Origin of the sequence: Pseudotabrizicola sp. 4114 (genome assembly GCF_031457365.1) — a bacterium.
Classification (GTDB): domain Bacteria; phylum Pseudomonadota; class Alphaproteobacteria; order Rhodobacterales; family Rhodobacteraceae; genus Pseudotabrizicola.
Map to the genome: position 1 here is coordinate 443574 of NZ_JAVDWP010000004.1, position 18454 is coordinate 462027.

The 18454-nt window shown below is 62.8% G+C and carries 22 protein-coding genes; 11 read left to right on the top strand and 11 right to left on the bottom strand.

What is annotated here, in order from left to right; genetic code table 11:
* Positions 1-55: 55 nt before the first annotated feature.
* On the bottom strand, positions 56-787 hold the full coding sequence (locus J2X53_RS12380; RefSeq protein ID WP_349037791.1) for a Crp/Fnr family transcriptional regulator: 732 nt from the start codon (positions 785-787) through the stop codon (positions 56-58).
* 80 nt (positions 788-867) lie between these two features.
* On the opposite strand from J2X53_RS12380, the gene J2X53_RS12385 reads away from it, so the two are divergent.
* On the top strand, positions 868-1269 hold the full coding sequence (locus J2X53_RS12385) for a hypothetical protein (RefSeq protein ID WP_349037792.1): 402 nt from the start codon (positions 868-870) through the stop codon (positions 1267-1269).
* A 41-nt stretch (positions 1270-1310) separates the two neighbouring features.
* Complete coding sequence (locus tag J2X53_RS12390) at positions 1311-2318, top strand: histidine kinase dimerization/phosphoacceptor domain -containing protein (protein ID WP_349037793.1); 1008 nt, start codon at positions 1311-1313, stop codon at positions 2316-2318.
* An 11-nt stretch (positions 2319-2329) separates the two neighbouring features.
* Here J2X53_RS12390 and J2X53_RS12395 read toward each other — a convergent pair whose 3' ends face one another.
* A complete protein-coding gene (locus J2X53_RS12395; protein WP_349037794.1) occupies positions 2330-2959 on the bottom strand; it encodes an exopolysaccharide biosynthesis protein in 630 nt (209 codons plus the stop codon).
* A gap of 219 nt (positions 2960-3178) precedes the next feature.
* On the opposite strand from J2X53_RS12395, the gene J2X53_RS12400 reads away from it, so the two are divergent.
* A complete protein-coding gene (locus J2X53_RS12400) occupies positions 3179-3685 on the top strand; it encodes a hypothetical protein (RefSeq protein ID WP_349037795.1) in 507 nt (168 codons plus the stop codon).
* A 151-nt stretch (positions 3686-3836) separates the two neighbouring features.
* Here J2X53_RS12400 and J2X53_RS12405 read toward each other — a convergent pair whose 3' ends face one another.
* Positions 3837-4010 (bottom strand): DUF1328 domain-containing protein, encoded by a 174-nt coding sequence (locus J2X53_RS12405; protein ID WP_103333097.1) that lies wholly within the window; start codon positions 4008-4010, stop codon positions 3837-3839.
* 391 nt (positions 4011-4401) lie between these two features.
* Between J2X53_RS12405 and J2X53_RS12410 the strand changes: the two genes are divergently transcribed.
* The 3 genes from J2X53_RS12410 to J2X53_RS12420 are packed head-to-tail and all read left to right on the top strand — an operon-like array spanning position 4402 to position 6096.
* Positions 4402-4608 carry a PLD nuclease N-terminal domain-containing protein gene (locus J2X53_RS12410; RefSeq protein ID WP_349037796.1) on the top strand — a complete coding sequence of 69 codons (207 nt, stop codon included), beginning with the start codon at positions 4402-4404 and terminating at the stop codon, positions 4606-4608.
* Positions 4609-4630: 22 nt separating this feature from the next.
* Positions 4631-5011 carry a phage holin family protein gene (locus J2X53_RS12415; RefSeq protein WP_349037797.1) on the top strand — a complete coding sequence of 127 codons (381 nt, stop codon included), beginning with the start codon at positions 4631-4633 and terminating at the stop codon, positions 5009-5011.
* A gap of 23 nt (positions 5012-5034) precedes the next feature.
* Entirely contained in the window at positions 5035-6096 is a 1062-nt protein-coding gene (locus J2X53_RS12420) for a hypothetical protein (protein ID WP_349037798.1), read from the top strand.
* Between the two features lie 99 nt (positions 6097-6195).
* Here J2X53_RS12420 and J2X53_RS12425 read toward each other — a convergent pair whose 3' ends face one another.
* Genes J2X53_RS12425 through J2X53_RS12440 form a run of 4 tightly spaced genes read right to left on the bottom strand, consistent with a single transcriptional unit; the run spans position 6196 to position 10347 of the window.
* A complete protein-coding gene (locus J2X53_RS12425) occupies positions 6196-7758 on the bottom strand; it encodes a phospholipase D-like domain-containing protein (RefSeq protein WP_349037799.1) in 1563 nt (520 codons plus the stop codon).
* Between the two features lie 53 nt (positions 7759-7811).
* The gene (locus J2X53_RS12430; RefSeq protein ID WP_349037800.1) at positions 7812-9614 is read right to left on the bottom strand and encodes a sensor histidine kinase; all 1803 of its coding nucleotides are present in this window, start codon (positions 9612-9614) and stop codon (positions 7812-7814) included.
* Positions 9615-9628: 14 nt separating this feature from the next.
* Entirely contained in the window at positions 9629-10204 is a 576-nt protein-coding gene (locus J2X53_RS12435) for an RNA polymerase sigma factor (protein ID WP_349037801.1), read from the bottom strand.
* Positions 10201-10347, bottom strand: a complete 147-nt coding sequence (locus tag J2X53_RS12440; protein ID WP_118152873.1) for a NepR family anti-sigma factor — start codon at positions 10345-10347, stop codon at positions 10201-10203. The genes J2X53_RS12435 and J2X53_RS12440 overlap by 4 nt, the downstream gene beginning before the upstream one ends.
* A gap of 104 nt (positions 10348-10451) precedes the next feature.
* On the opposite strand from J2X53_RS12440, the gene J2X53_RS12445 reads away from it, so the two are divergent.
* Both J2X53_RS12445 and J2X53_RS12450 read left to right on the top strand, forming a co-directional pair.
* Positions 10452-11261 (top strand): response regulator, encoded by an 810-nt coding sequence (locus tag J2X53_RS12445; RefSeq protein WP_349037802.1) that lies wholly within the window; start codon positions 10452-10454, stop codon positions 11259-11261.
* Positions 11262-11422: 161 nt separating this feature from the next.
* Entirely contained in the window at positions 11423-11905 is a 483-nt protein-coding gene (locus J2X53_RS12450; RefSeq protein ID WP_349037803.1) for a hypothetical protein, read from the top strand.
* Between the two features lie 61 nt (positions 11906-11966).
* On the opposite strand, the gene J2X53_RS12455 is transcribed toward J2X53_RS12450, so the two are convergent.
* The 4 genes from J2X53_RS12455 to J2X53_RS12470 all read right to left on the bottom strand — a co-directional run bounded on the left by J2X53_RS12455 (position 11967) and on the right by J2X53_RS12470 (position 16003).
* Positions 11967-12461: a DNA starvation/stationary phase protection protein gene (locus J2X53_RS12455; RefSeq protein WP_349037804.1), complete on the bottom strand. Its 495-nt coding sequence runs from the start codon at positions 12459-12461 to the stop codon at positions 11967-11969.
* A 92-nt stretch (positions 12462-12553) separates the two neighbouring features.
* A complete protein-coding gene (locus tag J2X53_RS12460) occupies positions 12554-13576 on the bottom strand; it encodes a GGDEF domain-containing protein (protein WP_349037805.1) in 1023 nt (340 codons plus the stop codon).
* A 15-nt stretch (positions 13577-13591) separates the two neighbouring features.
* Positions 13592-14179: a heme NO-binding domain-containing protein gene (locus J2X53_RS12465; protein ID WP_349037806.1), complete on the bottom strand. Its 588-nt coding sequence runs from the start codon at positions 14177-14179 to the stop codon at positions 13592-13594.
* A 90-nt stretch (positions 14180-14269) separates the two neighbouring features.
* Positions 14270-16003 carry a DUF4153 domain-containing protein gene (locus J2X53_RS12470; RefSeq protein WP_349037807.1) on the bottom strand — a complete coding sequence of 578 codons (1734 nt, stop codon included), beginning with the start codon at positions 16001-16003 and terminating at the stop codon, positions 14270-14272.
* A 215-nt stretch (positions 16004-16218) separates the two neighbouring features.
* Here J2X53_RS12470 and pstB point away from each other — a divergent pair, with 215 nt between their 5' ends.
* The 3 genes from pstB to phoB are packed head-to-tail and all read left to right on the top strand — an operon-like array spanning position 16219 to position 18445.
* Entirely contained in the window at positions 16219-17016 is a 798-nt protein-coding gene (gene pstB / locus J2X53_RS12475; RefSeq protein ID WP_349037808.1) for a phosphate ABC transporter ATP-binding protein PstB, read from the top strand.
* A gap of 3 nt (positions 17017-17019) precedes the next feature.
* Entirely contained in the window at positions 17020-17745 is a 726-nt protein-coding gene (phoU, locus tag J2X53_RS12480; RefSeq protein ID WP_349037809.1) for a phosphate signaling complex protein PhoU, read from the top strand.
* Positions 17746-17752: 7 nt separating this feature from the next.
* Positions 17753-18445: a phosphate regulon transcriptional regulator PhoB gene (gene phoB / locus J2X53_RS12485; protein WP_349037810.1), complete on the top strand. Its 693-nt coding sequence runs from the start codon at positions 17753-17755 to the stop codon at positions 18443-18445.
* Positions 18446-18454 lie beyond the last annotated feature (9 nt).

An 18454-nucleotide genomic window follows, 5' to 3' on the forward strand; every position in this document is an offset into this window, starting at 1 on the left:
CCGCTGTGCGCCTGTTGCGGGCAGATTGCCCCGTCCCACGGCGGGCTGCAAGAGGCTAGAGCAGCGGCCGCTTCTCTGCCGGCCCATCGGCGAGATTTGCCAGATCGGCCAAGGCCTTGCGGTCGGGAATGTGCAGCACACCGCGCGACCAGTCCATCAGCCCTGCGGCGCGGAACTTTTGCAGCCGCTTGTTGGTGTGCACCAGCGACAGGCCAAGCGCATCGGCCATATCCTGTTGCCGGTACGGCAACAACATCTTGCCATCCGTCACCAGCCCAAGGCTTTCGCCGCGCCGGAAAATCCGTAAAAACGCCCAGGCAAGCGCTGCCGAGGCGTCGCGCTGCCCGATGGTGGCGACGGTTTCCCCCAGAAAATGCTCTTCGATCGCAGCGATCCAGGTCAGATCATAGGCCCGTGCCGGATTGGCCTGAAACAGCGACCACAGCGCGCTGCGGTCAAACACACACAGCACCATCGGCGTTGTCGCCTCGACCGAGTGGCCCATCTCACCCATCAGACCTGCCTGCAAGCCAAGGAAATCACCGGGGAAAATCAGGTTCAGCACCTGACGCTGCCCGCCTTCCAGTGTTTTGTGGCGCAAGCCAAGTCCGCTCAGCACCGTGTAGAGCTGACCGCTCGGTTCGCCTTCGGACAGGATGGTGGCCCCGCGGGCAACCGACAGTTCCCCCTTCTTGAAACGCTCCATGAACCGGATTTCATCCTCGTTCATCGGCAGAAAGGCCTCGCATTGGCGCAAGGGACAGGCGCGGCAAATGGTTTTCAACATTTCCTCCACAACTATGTCACAGTTAACTGCGCCGCGGCAATTTTAGTTCCATGACATCCTTCTTTCTGAAGGAGACTGAGATGCCGAAAACGATCCTCATTCAGGACCCCGACGTGCTGATCAGCCTCGATCTGGCGCAAACCGTGATGGAAGCCTGGCCTGACGCCAGTGTGATCCTGTGCCGTGAGGCCAGACAGATCCTGGCGCTGTTGTCCGACGGGCAAGAGCCTGACATGCTGATCATGCGCCAGTCCATGCGGAGCGCGCTTTCGGCTGGACTGGACCGGCTGATCGGAAATCCGCGCGTCACTGTGCTGCTGACCGAGGCGGATAACGGCGAAGAGCATACGATCGCTGATGCCGGATGGCGTGCCCTTGACATGCCGTTTTCTGCGCTGCAAGTGCGTGCAGCCCTCGGGGATGCCTGGCCAGAGCCGGATGCTCGCGCGGAAAGCCATTGCACTCCCATTGGCTTGGGATAACCTTTGCCTGACGCCGGGCCGGGACCGGAATAGGGTAACGAATGGAACAATTGCGACTTTGGGCGGTGGCAGAGCGCAGCTCTGCTTATCAGATTGTTTTTGCCAGCCTTGCGATCATCATTTCCATTGCCCTGCGCGCGTATCTGGAACCGGCCTTGCCGCCGGGCTTTCCCTATCTCACGTTTTTTCCGGCGGTGATCCTGACAGGATATTTCGCCGGAACACGGGCAGGCGTTGTTGTGGCTGTGGCCTGCGGTCTGGCGGCCTGGTACTGGTTTCTGGTTCCCGAAGACAGTTTTGCCCTGTCTCGACCAATGCTGCTGGCGCTTGGGTTTTATGTCTTCATCTCGACGACAGAGCTGCTGCTGATCCATGCGATGCGCTACGCCCTGAGCAAGCTGGAGATTGAAAAAGAGCGGTCTGACACGCTGGCGCGGGCCAACAAGACCATGTTTCACGAACTGCAGCACAGGGTTTCGAACAACCTGCAGGTTGTGGCCTCGCTGTTGAAAATGCAGCGGCGCAATGTCGTGGATGAGGGCGCGCGCGCCGCATTGGATGTGGCCACGGCCCGGTTGCAGGTCGTGGCCAGCATCCAGCGCCAGTTGCACAACCCCAAGCGTCAGAGCACGGATATGGGCCAGTTGATGCGTGATGTGTTGCCCGAAGTGGTCAACAGTTATGCCCTGTCCGACCGTATGGTGCTGGATTTCGATGTCGAGCCGGTGATTGTCACCGGCGATCAGGCCACGCCGCTGGCGCTGATCATCGTGGAGCTGGTGTCAAACGCCGTCGAACATGCCACCCGCGATGAGGGGCAGACCCGGCTGCACCTGACCATGCGCAGCCGGGGGGCAGAGGCGATCATCATTGTGCAGGACGACGGAAAAGGTCTGCCAGCGGATTTTGTCCCGGAAAAATCCCGCAGCCTTGGTCTGCGCGTGGCCTTGCAGTTCACCGAACAGCTGGGGGGAACGCTGGTGTTTGAAACCATCAACGGCACCCGCGTCACGCTGACCATTCCGCTGGATCCGTCCGACGACAGATAGATCCGCCAGGGTCACAAAAGCCAGACCACCCCGCCGATGGCCAGAGCGGCCAGGGCCATTGCCACCAGCGCGATGGTCAGGCGGCCCGTCAGCATTGACAGGGCCAGTGCAGAAATCAACGTGGCCGCGATCGACGACGAAAACGGGATCAGCTCCATCATCGGCATGGCCAGCCCCAGACACAGGCACAGCAGCGCCAGAAGCGGGGTCCACCACGTATCATCCCCGCCGCCCGGTCTGGCCGGGGCCAGCCCGTCAAACCGCCGGGCAGGCTTGCGCAGCCAGGCCAGCGCGCGGCGAAAGGCAGGTCCCGGCAGGCTGCGGGCGCGGATCAGATCGGGCAGCCACACCTTTTGCCGGCGCAGCAGGATCTGGCCGGAAATCAGCGCGATCACAACCCCGCCGACAATCGACGCCCCCGGCACCCCGCTCAGCGGCGAGACCAGCAAAAGCGCCGGCACAAGCAGAACCGCCGCCATCGACGACCGCCCCATCGCATCCACCAGATCTCCCAACAGAACCCGCTCTGCCGCGCCTGCGGCCGCGTGCAACCGCCCCACCACGCCGTTCAGGTCTGCCGCATCATCGCCAGAGGCTGCATCAGCGGGGCCTTTGGGGCCAGAGTGGTCGGGGTTTCGCATGGCTGACATGATTTGCTTTTATCCTCTGTGTCTGATCAGACATGCACGCGCCAGATCAACGCCGCTTTGCCCGCGCGGTTCCGGCACGTGTCAAACCCGTGACCGCCCTCAGATGGGCAATTCGCCGCCGACCCGCAAGAGCGCGGGAACCAAACTCCCCCCTGTCGGCGTTAAAGCCTCGTCGCGCCCGCCGGGCGTACCGGCCCAAGGAGCAAAACGATGACTGCCACCGCTGTTCCGCACCCGATGCTTGCCTCCGGTTCCCCCAGTCTGAAATTGCCCTGGATGCAGGCCCTGATCCATGCCGGTGCGCAGCTTGCACAACCGGATGAGGTGGTGACCGAGGCCAAAGGCGATGCCAAGGATGCGGTGCATTATGTGTTGTGCGGCTCTGGCCCCGGCACGGTCGAGGCCGGGACGGATTTTCTGACCGCCGTCGCAAAGGCCCGCAGGCTGGTTGCCACCGGCGCGCGCCGGATTGTGTTTCTGACCTTTGGCGACACGCAGGAGGGCCGGATGCATCAGTCTCTGATCAGCTTTGCCCGCCATGCCGGGCGGGCCCTGACCGCAAATCCCGCTGAATTTGCGGTCATCCCCCTTGACCGACCCTCACCCGGCGGCCCTTTGCTGGCCGAACCTTTGTCGCGGACCCCGCAGCCCTCCCGGGAAGACAGTGGTGTGCAGCCTTGTGCCAACGGATTGATCTCCCGCCCCGAACCTCTCTGAAGCCTGAAAGTCGTACCGGGCCGCCCCTGCGATTTGCAGGGGCTTTTGCCGATGAACGCCAATGAGCCGAGCGTTTTACGTCAGGAGCCAGAAAAAAGGCCGCTCGGAAGAGCGACCTTTTCCCGTGTGGAATGACCGTCTGCGTCTGCGGTCAGACTGGGGGCTTTCCGCGCACGGCGCGGGCGATCATCGCCACGACGAACAAAACGATGAAAACAAAGAACAGGATCTGCGCGATAGAGGCCGAAGCGCCCGCGATCCCGCCAAAGCCAAGAGCCGCTGCAATCAATGCCACGACCAGAAACGTCAATGCCCAACCAAGCATGGTGATCTCCTCTCATCTGGTTCAGGTTTCTGCGCCGTAGCGCTTGTGCTGGGTCAACGTATGCCCCCGGCTCAGGTTCCGCTGCGCCGGGCAAAAACATCGGCGACACAATCTGGATCAGCGAAAATGCGGCATACAAAGGATCGCAGCCTGATACCAGATGAACGGAACTTTGATTAATTACTTATATAATCAGACGCTTACTCAAATTCCTTGGCGGCCCTTCTCCGACGATCTGAGCAAAGCGCTTTTTGGCCAACGGTCAATTTCAAAAAGGCTGCGAAGATTTTTACGCGGCTGCGGAACCAGACTCCGATCGCCGCGTTTGTAAAGCACAAGGTCGTGATCGAAGGGCCACGATACGGATGCCAAAGCGCAAAGGACACGCACAATGAACCAACTGAGCATGTTTGAATTGTCTGGCTTTGGCGGCCTTCTGATCCTGGCTCTCGACCTGTGGGCGATCATTTCGGTGTTCAATTCCACCGTGAGCACCGGTAAAAAGGTCATCTGGACCTTGCTGATCTTGTTCTTGCCGATCCTCGGGTTCATTGTCTGGCTGATCATGGGTCCACGCGCGGCACAGCGCAGAATATGACCCGGTCAGACAGGAATACCCGATGGCGCGCTCTGGACTTGAAGGCTTGATTGTCCCTCTGCTCGACCTGCTGATGCTGGGGCGTCGGGCCATTGCCCTGCGCTTTGCGCTTGCAAAGGCAGAGCTGCGGCTGCGGGCGTCGTCGGTTGCGACCGCCCTCATGCTGGGCGTCGTGGCCTTGGCGCTGATCATGCTCATGCTCGTTCTGCTGGTGCAGGCGGGGGTGCTTGGCCTGAGCGCCCTGGGATACACGCCGTTGCAGGCGTTGCTGATTGCAGCGGGGGTTTGCGGCCTGATTGCCGTGGCCCTGGGCCTGATTGCCCGGTCCTGCCTGCGGCGGGCCACTTTACCTCTGACATCCCTTGCGGGCACCGGCGAGGATCTTCCCGCCACGCGCCCCTGATGAAACATGAATAGGAGACTGACATGGCACGCTCCCGTAAATCCGAGGCGCTGTTCAATGAAGCACGCGCCACCGAAGATGCGCTCCGCGCGGCACTGGGCCGTTTGACGGGTCGCCTGACCGGCAGCCGGAATTCCTCTGACGATCTGCTGGGTCTGGCAACCGGGCCGCTGGGTCAGACGGTTCTGGCAACCGCCGCCGCCCGTGCGCTGCGCACCTATCCGCTGGCCACTGTGCTGGTGGGGGCTGGTCTGGCCTGGCTGACCTTTGGCCCGCGCAGCGAAGACAGCCTGACCGACCGCGTCTCTGACACCATCGAAGACTGGCAGGCCCGCGCCGATGACGCGCGTGAAGCGGCGCGCGAACGGCTGTCTGCTCTGTACGACGACATGGCCGAACGTGGCCATGATGCCGCTGAGTTCGCCCGCGAAAAGGCAACCGTCACTGCGGATCTGGCCGCCGATCTGGCCTCGGCCTTTGGTCACGGGCTATCGGACATGACCTCTGATGCCGCCGACCGGATCATCGCCGCCCGCGAGCGTGCCTATGCCGCCTTTGCCTCGGGGGCCGAAGCGGTCGAGGACAAATACGACGAGCTGACCGAAGAAGCGGATGACCGCAACATTCTGCGCCGCCATCCGGTCGCGTCGGCTGCGGTAGCTGTTGCACTGGGGGCAGCCTTGGCCACGGCGCTGCAAGCCAACCGCCGCGACGGCGAGTCTCTGGCAGACTCCGCCGAAAACCTGATGGCCAAGGCCCGCAAAACCTTTGATACCGAGCGCACTGCCGCAGGCCGGGCCCTTGGCGAAGCGGCAAGTGCTCTGCGCACCCGTGGCACCGAAGCCGCCTTGGCGATGGTGTCGGATCTAAGCGACATTCTGGAAAACGCCCGCGACAAGGGCCGTGACATGGCAGGGTCGGTCGAAGACATGGCCGATGATGTCGAGGAAACTGCACGCAAAACCACCCGCCGCGCGGCGGCCAAGGTGAATGGCGCGGCAAAACGGGTCAGCGCCCAGACCCGCAGCCGCCGCAGCGCCACGCAAAAGCTGGCCGACAAACTGACGGGCGGCCGCGCGAACTAAGCGCGGCTCTCTCTTTCCCCACGCCTCATCAAGGCGACCTGACCCATGGCCCCGGCCATGGGTCCTTTTTCTGTTGGGGTCAGCCCCCTTCGGGCAGGGTCAGACCAGTTCGGGCGGCAGGAACGGGATGGCGGTGCCAAACTTCTCGGCCACTTGCACATCATAGGGCAGCACAAACCCCTGCCGGTCCTCGGGCGCGCGGGCGGTGTTTGACAACGCCAACCCGCGCCATGCCGCTACGGCCAGCTCCGGCGTGAAAAAGCGGGCATCGGCCCCAGCGGGCAACCAGTGTGACATGCAGCGCTTGCGCACATCGGCCACCACCTGCGGTTCGGACAACTGCACCCCGGCTTCGGTATCCCACCGCATCGACCGGCCATTGAGATTGGCAGAGGACACGATCGCCACATGGTCAAATACCGAAACCTTGGCATGAATGTAGATCAGCGGCGCATTGGCCAACTGGTCGCGCCCGTGCTTTTGCTGCGGTTGTGCCCGCTTTTGCTGCGCGGCGCTGCCGATGAACAGCCGCTTGCCAAAGGCGCGTTGCAACCGGCGCAGACAGCGTGCCTGATGCCATTCGCCCAGCTGCGAATCCAGCCCCTCGCGCCCGTCAAACGCCAGCTCTTCCGGTGCGCCGGGCAGCATCAGGATCAGCCCCAGATCCGGGGTCTTTGCTGCGGCTTGGCACAGCGCGCGGGTCAGCCGGCTGTCGCGAAAATACTGGCTTTCCAGATAGATCAGCCCCCGCGCCTGTCCAATCGCCGCGCAATGGGCATCAAAAATGCTTTGAACCACCGGCTTTGGCCCAAACCGCACCAGCGGCCTGCGCCGCTGGTGAGACAGCGTGACCAGCAGTTCGCCGGTGTCAATCGGGGGCACTTGTCCCGCCGTGACCGCCTGAAACACCTCCAGATGCAGGGCGGCATCGGCGGCAACCGGACCTTCCAGCAGCATCTGCACATCATGCCAGGTCTGATCCGCCGATTGCGCATGCGCGGGGCTGTCAAACCGACGCTCATTCAGGTCCAGCCCGCCGATATACAACCGCTTGCGGTCAAACACGGCGATCTTCTGATGATGGGTGCCGGGAAACAGCCGCGGCAGCGGCCACAACCGGGGCCGCACCCGGCCATCCGCACCCACCACGGTCAACGCCCGCACCCCTGGCATGTCGCGCAAGGCGGTGGCGCGGATTTCCCGCGGCTGACGGTTCAGCCAACGGCTGGTGCGCCAGACCCGCGACATGATGACCGGCGACAGCAGCAGACGCGGGATCGAGCCGGTTTGCGCCGGATGGCGCGCGGCAGATGCCGTCAGCTTTGCGGCCCCCGGCCCCGCCACCTCTGCCGCTGCCTGCAACAGCCGCAGACTGCGCCAGGTTCCGCGATGCATGGCGGCGCGGGCAATCGGGTCAAAATCGGACAGCGTGAGCGTGATCTGCACCCCGCGCTGCAGGCAATGCACGATCAGATCAAACCAGCGCGTTCCCACAGCTTTGCCTTCGGCAGAGCGCAGGCGGGTATCGGGGTCGAACACCAGAAAGCTGGCGATGATCTCGGATTGCGCGTCCAGAAAGGCGCGTTCAAGCGCCGGATAAGCCTCGGCCGCGGTAATGAACAGCTGCGGGGCCTGAGGCCCCGAGGTGCCGGTGTCGCGCATCATGCACCCCATCTGACCCGTCTGGATAAAACTCGTCTCACCCTGTCCTGATGTCAGGACAACTCATCTTCGCCGTCGGTGACAGCCTGCGGGGTCACTTTGGGGGACACCCGCTCTTCCCCCTCGGACAGGGGCCGCAGCGGGAAATCCATTGTGAGCAGATAGCCGTCGCCATCGCGCCCGCGCGTCACTTTGCCGTTCAGCTGCTGGGAAAACGCGGTCAACAGTTGTGACCCAAAACCGTCCTTGCCCGCGACAGCCGGCGCTTCGTCCCCGGCGGTCTGCGGCATCAGACTGTTCCCCAGAGAAAACCGCGCCGTGCCTTCGCCGATCCGCTCCAGCCGCAAGCCGACCCGTGACCGCGCAGCGCCCCCGGCCCAGGAATGCTTGATCACATTGGCCATGCCTTCGGTCAGGAACAACGCCAGCGGCACCGCCTGATCCGGGGTCAGACGAATATCATCGACATTGGCATCCAGCTCGAACCGCCGCCCCGGCGCCGAGCCGATGCGCAACAGATCATTCGCCACGCGCGGCAACAGCTCATCGGCGCGCACATCGGTCAGCCCGCTGGTCTGATACAGTTCGCGGTGAACGGTTGCCAGACTGATCACCCGGTCCTGAACCGTCCGCATCGCCTCTTTTGCCTCGGTGGTGCGGGCCCCCCGAAGCTGCATATTCAGAATGGATGCAATCAGTTGCAGGTTGTTCTTAACCCTGTGATGCACCTCGCGCAGCAGCACTTCCTTCTGGTGGATCGTATTTTCCAGATCGGCCTCATTGCGCACAACCGCCTCGGTCATCCGCTCATAAGCCCGTCCAACCGAGCGCAACTCCAGCGCCGCCCCGTCCATGTTCAGCGCGGGCAACTGCCGCTGACCGGCAGCAAAGGCGGTGATCCGGTCACGCAAGGCCCGCACGTGGCGCAGCACCTGGCTTTCCGATGCAAGCCACGCCACCAGCAGACTGGCCGCCCACATCAGCATCGGGAACAAGAACGCCGGAAACGCCCCTTCGAAAATCGTGTTGTCCAGACGGTTGGCCGGCCATGACCCCAACAGATACAGGCTGCCTGCTTGCAACGGCACCACCGCAAAAGCCCGGCGTTCGCCCGAGGGGGTCACCGCCACAAAGCTCCTGCCCTCGCCTTGGGCAAAACTGGCCAGACTGCGCCCGACCGGCAAGCTCTGCTCTGCCCCCTGCATGCCGATTGACGAGGTCAACAGGGCCCCGTCCGCATCAAAGGTGATCAGCGACAGCGGGTTCTTGCGATCACTTTCGCTTGGCTGGGTCTGCTGATCCAGCGCGCTGTGGGGCAGCGAGACAAAGGCGAACCCTGTCAGTTCACCCGTCATCTCCCGCACCGGATGCGACAAAATCAGCACCGAGGTTTTTGAGACCGGCCCGTAAGGATTGACCGCCATCTTTGGCCCGGGGTTTTCCAGCAGCTGTTCCATGATCCCGGTTCCGGACAGATCGCGCTGCTCGTTGCGCGCACCGCACAGCATCTGACCGTCACGGTCCACATAGCCCGCAAACGTCACCAGCCCGATATTGGCTGCAACTACATTGTCCATCAGGCTCCGGCAGGCATCCAGATTGGCCAGAGTATCCGAGCGCAGCACAGACGGCAGGGCAAGCGCCAGCATTGCGGCCTTGGCCTGCGCCTTGACCAGTTCGGCAATCAGCGGGTTTGCCGCAATCAGCGTTTCCCCCTTGATCACATTGGTCACCCGCGCCTCGGCCAGCTGCGCGGTCTTGAGCCCCTGTACGTAACTGAGGATGGCAAGCGGCAACAAGGCGACCCCCATCACCGCCATCAGGCGGAAGCCGAGTCCGGCAAAACGCGGCCTCATCTTGGCCTCCTGTGTCATGCAGCCTGAATGCCTGACCGACCCATTACCGCCAGGGTCGCGCCAGACTGATCAGCCAGAATGTCTTCGCCATCGGCCAGACCCAGCAGTTCGCACAGCTTGGCCCGGGCCCGGTTTGCCCGGCTTTTGGCCGTGCCGACTGCGACACCCATCATGTGAGCCGCCTCTTCATACGAATAGCCATTGGCCCCGACAAGGATCAGCACCTCCCGATGCTCGGCCGACAGCTTGTCAAACGCCCGGCTGAAATCGGTAAACGCCAGCCGTCCGTCATGATGCGGTTTCTCGAACATTGATGCAGCATAAATCCCATCAGTATCAGAGACTTCGCGGCGGGTCTTGCGCTTGGAGGAAAAGAAGGTGTTGCGCAGGATGGTAAACATCCACGCCCGCATATCGGTGCCCACGGTAAACTTTTCGATATTGGACCAGGCCTTCAGAATTGTCTCCTGCACCAGATCATCCGCCTCGCTCACATTCCGGGTCAGCGAGATTGCAAAGGCGCGCAACGAGGGAATGTGATTGGCCATCTCGTCACGCGGATCAGCATGCTCGACGGGCGCGGAGCTCATTTTTTTGACTCCTTGGCCTTCAGCTGCTCCAGCAGGAGCTTGAAGCGATCGGGAACCTCCTCTTTGAGCGCATCTTCATAGACACGCTTCAGGTTCTCATCGATGTCCTTACGCAAGCTGGACTTCTGATTGTCACCGGCCATATGTTCCATCATCATACTACTCTACTGATCCCGTATTTATTCATGGAACCAAACGCGGCGCCAGAGCGTTTGGTTCCGTATAAAACGAAACTGGGGAGAAAATAATGACTGCCTCCGCGACCTTCGATCTGACATCGGCAATTGCGGCCGACCTTCCCTTCCTGCGCCGTTATGCGCGTGCGCTGACCGGAAGCCAGGATAGTGGTGACCGCTATGCCGCCGCGACGCTGGAAAGCATTCTGATCGAAGACACCCCTGTGCGCACTGCAACGTCGCCACGGATCGGTTTGTTCCATTGCTTCCACCGGGTCTGGTCCAGCGCTGGTGCGCCGCTTGAAACCGATGATGACATTCTGGCCAAACGGGCACAGGTCCATATGGCTGGCCTTACGCCCAATTCGCGTGAGGCGTTGTTGCTTCACGCCATCGAAGGGTTCGACCGCACCTCGATTGCCGAAATTATGGCTCAGGAAGAGGGCGAGGTTCAGGCGCTGCTGGATGCCGCCATCCGCGAGATGGAAGCCTCTGTCACCGGCAAGGTGATGGTGATCGAGGATGAGGCGATTATCGCCATGGATATCGTCGATATCGTTGGCCAGATCGGCCACCAGGTGACCGGCGTGGCCCGGACCCGCCGCGAAGCGGTGGAGCTTGCCGCCCGCGAACGGCCCGATCTGATCCTGTCCGACATTCAGCTGGCAGACGACTCGTCCGGCATTGATGCGGTCAATGACATTCTGGCGCAGTTCGATGATATTCCGGTCATCTTCATCACGGCCTTCCCCGAACGGTTGCTGACGGGCGACAAGCCGGAGCCTGCCTTCCTGATCACCAAACCGTTCTCGGAAGAGCAGGTCAGGTCGGCGGTCAGTCAGGCCATGTTCTTTGCCTCGACCGAAACGCTGCATGCCTGATCACGCCTGATCAATCGCTTGCCCCAAACTCAGCGCCTGCCCTTACCGGCAGGCGTTTTTATTTGTGATGAGCACGAACCAGTACGGAACCGTTTGATCAAATCGGCGTTGTGTCAGCACGCGCGGGAAAGCTGCGCATCATTTGCACGAAAGGATCTCTCATGTTCCGCAATATTCTGTTGACGACCACCGCCCTGTTCTTTGCAACCACGGCCTTTGCGCAGGTTACGATGGTCAAAGAGGTGGATGTGTCTGCTGATATAACCGCGATTTCCAACGCCGAGGCGGCTGCCTATTGGACCAATGCCGCCGACGATCTGGAAAATGCGATTGTTGCGCGTCTGGTTGACCGGACCGGAGAAGAAGGTTCGAAAATCACGATCGACATCGACGAACTGTCGCTGGCAAATTCGTTCCAGAACCAACTGGGTCTGGAAGATGCGGTGATGGTCGGCACGGTCAAAGTGACCAGCGAGACAGACAACGCCGATTTTGACACTTACGAGCTGACAGTTTCGGCCCTGACCGCACAGGCTTTTGCCCCGGATGGTGCCGTGCTTGAAACCTCTTTCACCGACACGCCGGAATATTACGCGGCGTTGATCTCGGCCTTTGCTGATGGCGTCGTCTCGCGTCTGAAGTAAACCGTTCGTCCCCTGAAGATCGGCCCCGGAGTGATCCGGGGCCTTTTGCATTTCAGAGCAATCACTTCGCCGTCGCGCGCAGCATCCAGGCGGCCTTTTCATGAAAGGCACAGCGCGCGGTCAGCAGATCGGCGGTCGCAACATCCTCGCCCTTTTCGGCCTGCCCGATCACGTCACGCATCCGCCGCACCACGGCTTCGTGATCGCTGGCCAGATCTTCGACCATCTCCTGCGCCGACCCCAGCTTGGCGGGATCGCTCACGCAGGACATTTTGGTGATTTCGGACAGCTGGAACGGCGCAATCCGGCCAAGCGCGCGGATCCGTTCGGCCAGATCATCAGCGGCCTGAAACAGATCCGTATACTGTGCCTCGGTCAGAACATGGATCGAGTGAAACATCGGGCCTTCGACATTCCAGTGAACGGCATGGGATTTGAACAGCAGCCGGTACGTGTCGGAGAGTGCCGCGCTCAGCCCCTTGGCGATTGCGGTCACACCGGTAATTCCGGTGTCGATCTTGTCCGAACCGGGCACGGCTTTCAGTGCGTCTGACATTGGAAATCCTTTCGGTCACCGGCAGCCAGGGATGGCCGCCTTACACCGACCAAACGCCTGCCCGGCCACCGCAGTTCCCTGACGGTCGCCCGTCAGCGCAGGAAAGGCACCACCCGCCCGCGCCCGTCCCGTTTGGCCGCATAAAGGGCGGCGTCTGCGTCCTGCAACATCTCTTCGCCCGTCAGGGAGGCATAGAATGTCGAGACTGTCAGTCCCACACTGGCCCCGATCTGACAAACCTGCCCTTCAAACGCCACCGGCTGGGCGATGGCGGCGATGATCCGCTCTGCCACGGCGATCAGCCGTGGCATTCTGATCAGGTCTGGCAAAAGAATGACAAATTCATCCCCCCCCACCCGCGCGACCAGATCGCCGGACCGGGTTTCCGCCAGCAGCACCTGTGCCACCATCCGCAAAATATGATCACCTGCTGCATGACCCAACGTATCATTCACCGCCTTGAACCGGTCCAGATCCAGACGCAGCAAGGCAAAGGGTGCCCCGGCCACAACTGCCTGTGCCAGCCGCAGATCCAGCGCACGGCGGTTGCGCAGGCCGGTCAGCGTGTCGGTCAGCGCCTGTTCCTCTGCCTGGGTCTTTGCCCCCTGCAACCGCTGGTTCAGCCGCTGCAATTCGCCCAGCACCATCCGCTTGACCTCTGCCAGATACAGCAACTCGACCGTCAGATCGGTGGCGGCAAAATCGGCATCGGTCAGGGCATGGGCCCGCACCGCCTCGGCGACGCCGATGCCAAAGGACAGGTTCAGCACGATCCCGCCAGAGACATCCGCCATCGCCAGCCCCCGGAACGCCACATCTCCGCCGCGCATCCCCAGATGCAGCCGCTCTCCCTGCCGCGCGGACAGATCGGCCATGCCGGCAACCCCTGCCGGGCGGCGCACCTCGAACAGCTGAAAGAAGTCCTGCCCGGTCAGGCCGCCGCCCGCCCCGATCTTTGCTTGCGCGGCGATCTTGGCGAGTGTCGGACCAAGCGCCGTGATCCGCCCGGAGGCCGACAGATGCAGATGCATCGGCATCAGCCGGTCCATGGCGGCCACCGGCAGCGCGATACGCCCCGCACAACAGCCCGAAATCGACAGGCACGCCCTATCCATGTGCGGATGCCTGCATCATGGCGCAGCAATGGCCAGATCAAATCGCCGCCCCTCGGCATAGGATTCGTCCAGCACCAGAATAGAGATCACATCAGCCCCCGCCACCGGGGGCGCCATATCCAGCAGGACCAGCGCGCCGTAGTCATCTGCCATCGCCCGCAACAGACCGATCAGGACAAACCCCGCACCGGCAAACGGCGGCGCGGCCCGCAGTGTGAAATGGCCGCCGGCCCGGTCCTCCAGCAGCAGATCGGGCAGATCCAGATGCGGCAGGGCCAGACGCGCGCGATCCGGCAATTCCTCCAGCGAGTGCAGGAAATCGCGAAAGCTGACGCCACCAAAGCGCAGCAATCGGCGCAACCCGTCGCGATCGTGGTGTGAGACCAGGGCGGTGCCCATATCCTCCAGCACCGTTTCCCGCGTCTGGCCCAGTTCGTCACAGCTGGCGGTGATCAGGGCGACGGTCAGGGCCGGATCATAATCCAGCAGCGGTTCAAAACTGTCAAAGGGCAGGCCTGCCCGCTGCACAACGCGCTGCCACAGCGCCGGGCCATGGCGCTGCCTGAGAAAATTTTCCAACGCGCGATTGAACAGCCCCAGCATGGCCCCTTCCCCCGATGTATGGGCAGCGATTCCCGCGAGGCTATGGCAAAGGCATTAAGGAAAGCTTGCGGTGCAAACGCCCCCAGCCGGTTACGGCGCCAGAATGATCCCACCCCCATTGGGCAGGGCCAGCTGGTTCAGCGCCAGTGGCATTGCGGGGGGCGGAGCAGTCTGCCAGGCCCGGATCAGGGCCTCGCCCGCCTCGTATTGCGGCAGAACCCCGTTTGCAGGCAGCACTTCGCGCAGCACCGGACCAAGCGCCGGGTCGTTGCGAAACCCGGTGAACTGCACAAAGCCACCCAGCGTATAGTCAAGCAGCAACGCCTCTTCTCCCGGCAGACCGGGCACCAGATCGGCGACCACCATCACACAGCCGACACCGCCCCCCGGCATCTGCCGCCCGCAGCTTTCGCGCAGATCGATCAGCCGGTAGGTGTCCAGCGTGTTCAGATACATATCGCGTGTCGCCGTCGCACCTTCGGGCTGCAACGGCAGAAGATCGGCCACAGCGGCCAGCAGCTCGTCGCGGTTGCTGTTGTCCCGTTGGGGCGCGGCCAAGACCAGACGACGGGCCAGCGCCTCTTGTCCCGGCTCGGTGGCACGGGCCTCGAGCACCGCCCGGGCCTCGGCCCCCGGCTTGCCCCAGCGGCTGAGCAGGCTGGCATCCAGCTCGGCCACCGGCAGCCGCCCGTCGTCCAGCCGGGCCATCAGGCTGCCCGCAGACAGGCGCTCGGCGCTCAGGATCGGGGTCATCGCGAAGGCGGCCACCAGCATCAGCGCCAGCGCCATCACCACGTTGGCCTGCCGGATCCGCGCCATCCAGCCGGACCCGCGCAGCACTGCCAGCGCATAAAGCACACCATAGCCGACCCCCAGCCCGGCCACCTGCGCTGCAAACACCCGCTCGGGCGTCCAGCCATATTGCGCCACCCGAACCCAGACCGCCCAAGCCCCCAGCCCGGCCAAGAGCGGCAGCATCAGCGCCATCGCCTGTGCCGCCCGCGCCAGCAGCGGGCTTTTCGTCGCCTCAGCGTCATCCTGATCGACCACCGTTGTGACCAGCGTCGCCACCGCCCCCGCCATCACCAGCAAGGTCAACGCAAAGGACCAGACGCCAAACAACCCGGACACACCGCGCAGCGGCAGCGCCAGCAGAAACACCGCCGAGACCACAAGGACCACCGGCAACAACAGCCGCAACAAGCGCAGGATCAGATAGGGGCTGACGTAATCCGACAGCTCCTGCACCACCGCCAGCCCCAGCCCCAGCACACCGCCGGTGATCAGCCAGGTCATCGGCCCCAGATCAATCATCCGGTCGATCAGGTCGATCCCCACCGCCTTGAGCAGCGCGTCCGACAGCAGGATCACCGCCCAGACCAGCCCGACAAAGGCCCAGGCCGCCACCGCGCGCACCACGATCGCCCAGCTTTCGCCAAACAGGCGGCGATAGTCACGCCAGTCTCCGGCGTGCCAGGCGATCCAGAACGGCAACGGCACCAGCGTCAGAATGACCGCGCCCAGCACCGCATGCGGGCTGTCCAGCACATCATCGGCACTGACAAATCCGGCCGCCGCCACGCTCAGCAACAGTGTGACCACGCCTGCGATGGTCAACGCACCCAGAGCGGCGCGCGCCACTGCAAGCGGTCCGGCCATCGCCAGCAGCGCGGTAAAGAAACACGCCACAAAGGTCGCCACTGCCAGCAAGGGCCGCCCGCTCAGAATTTCGGCATCAGCCATCTGCGACAGGGCATACAACCCCAAGCCCGCTGTGGTGCCCATGGCCGTCAGAACCACCCGCGCTGTTATCTGCCTGTCCATGCCCTGCCCTTTGCCTGTCTCATCGGAGCGAAGCTATCCTTCGGACGGCGAAAGGGCCAGAGCCAGGCGCAACCCCCGGATGATAACCACGGCGCGCAGGCCGTCATCAAACAGTTACAAAACTGTCGCATGACAGTAACGCGCCTGCGGTACTCCCGGTGAAACTGAGTCGCCTCCCCCGGCGTGGCGCGCGGATCAAGGAAAGACATTTGACCATGAAAGACATTCAGATCGAAGAAAGGGTCGTGAACACCCACAAGAACAAGATCACGGCGCGGGGGGTGCAGGTGCATTATGGCACCACGCATGCGCTGAAGGATGTTGATGTCGATATCCTCGACAACACCGTGACCGCCTTTATCGGTCCGTCGGGTTGCGGCAAATCCACGTTTCTGCGCTGTCTGAACCGGATGAACGACACCGTGGCCTCGGCCCGGGTGACGGGCGAGATCCTGATCGACGGCGAGAACATCTATGACAAGCGGGTCGATCCGGTGCAGCTGCGCGCCAAGGTGGGCATGGTGTTTCAAAAGCCCAACCCGTTCCCCAAGTCGATCTATGACAACGTGGCGTATGGGCCGAAAATCCACGGCCTGACCCGGCACAAGGCCGATCTGGACGAGATCGTCGAGGCCTGCCTGCGCAAGGCCGCGCTGTGGAACGAGGTCAAGGACCGGCTCGACAGCCCCGGCACCGGGTTGTCGGGCGGCCAGCAGCAGCGGCTGTGCATCGCGCGGGCCATCGCCACCTCGCCCGAGGTGTTGCTGATGGACGAGCCGTGCTCGGCGCTGGACCCGATCGCCACCGCCCAGGTCGAAGAGCTGATCGACGAGCTGCGCGCGACGTTTTCAGTGGTGATCGTGACCCATTCGATGCAGCAGGCGGCCCGCGTGTCGCAGCGCACGGCGTTCTTTCACCTCGGCCATCTGGTGGAATACGGCGAGACCGCCACGATCTTTACCAACCCGGTCGATCCGCGCACCGAAAGCTATATCAGTGGCCGGATCGGTTAAGGAATGATGACCATGGAACCACATATCCGCTCCGCCTTTGACCGCGACCTCGAAGGCGTTCAGGCGCTGGTGATGAAAATGGGGGGGCTGGTTGAGCATGCCCTCTTGCAGGCCGCGACGGCGCTCGAAACCCGCGACGATGCTCTGGCCGCCGAAGTCCGCGCCGGCGACCGGGCCATCGACGAACTCGAAGACCTGATCCACACCGAATGCGCCCGCATCATCGCGCTGAATGCCCCCACCGCCACCGATCTGCGCACCGTGCTTACGGTCATGCGCATCGTGGGCTCGCTGGAACGCTCGGGCGATTATGCCAAGAACCTGGCCAAGCGCTCGCTGGTGCTGGGTCAGATGCGCCCGGTCAACGGCTCTGCCGGGTCGATCTCGCGCATGGCGCGCTCGGTTGTCGGTCTGCTCAAGGATGCACTCGACGCCTATATCGCCCGCGATGCCAAACTGGCCGAGGATGTCCGCCGCCGCGACGCCGAGGTGGATCAGATGTACAATTCGGTGTTCCGCGAATTCCTGACCCATATGATGGAAGACCCGCGCAACATCACGGCCTGCATGCATCTGCATTTCATCGCCAAGAACATCGAACGGGTGGGCGACCATGCGACGGGAATTGCCGAACAGGTGATCTATCTGGTCACCGGCACGCTGCCCGATGATGACCGGCCCAAAAGCGATGTCACGTCGTTGACCGACACCCCCAATTCGACTGTCTGAGGCACATATGGCTCATACCTCACAACCCGTCGTGCTGCTCGTCGAAGACGAACCGGCGCAACGCGAAGTTCTGGCCTATAATCTGGAGTCGGAAGGCTTTCGTGTGGTTCAGGCCGCCAATGGCGAAGACGCGCTGATGATGGTTGACGAAGACACGCCCGACATCATCATCCTGGACTGGATGATGCCGGAACTGTCGGGCATCGAAGTCTGTCGGCGGCTGAAGATCCGGCCAGAGACGCGCGGCATTCCGATCATCATGCTGTCTGCCCGCGCCGAAGAGGTGGACCGCATCCGCGGGCTGGAAACCGGGGCCGATGACTACGTGATCAAGCCCTATTCGGTGCTGGAACTGATGGCCCGCGCGCGGGTGCAGTTGCGCCGGGTGCGGCCGTCGTCGATCGGCGTGGTGCTGGAATGGGATGACATCAGGCTCGATCCGGAAACCCACCGGGTCTACCGGGGCAATCAGGTGCTGAAGCTGGGCCCGACCGAATTCCGCCTGCTCTCGACCTTCATGGAAAAGCCGGGCCGGGTCTGGTCGCGCGAACAGTTGCTCGACCGGGTCTGGGGCCGCGACATCTATGTCGACAGCCGCACGGTTGACGTGCACATCGGCCGGCTGCGCAAATCGCTGATGCAGAACGGCGGGATGGACCCGCTGCGCACCGTGCGCGGCGCGGGCTATGCCTTGGGTTGACCGGGCGCA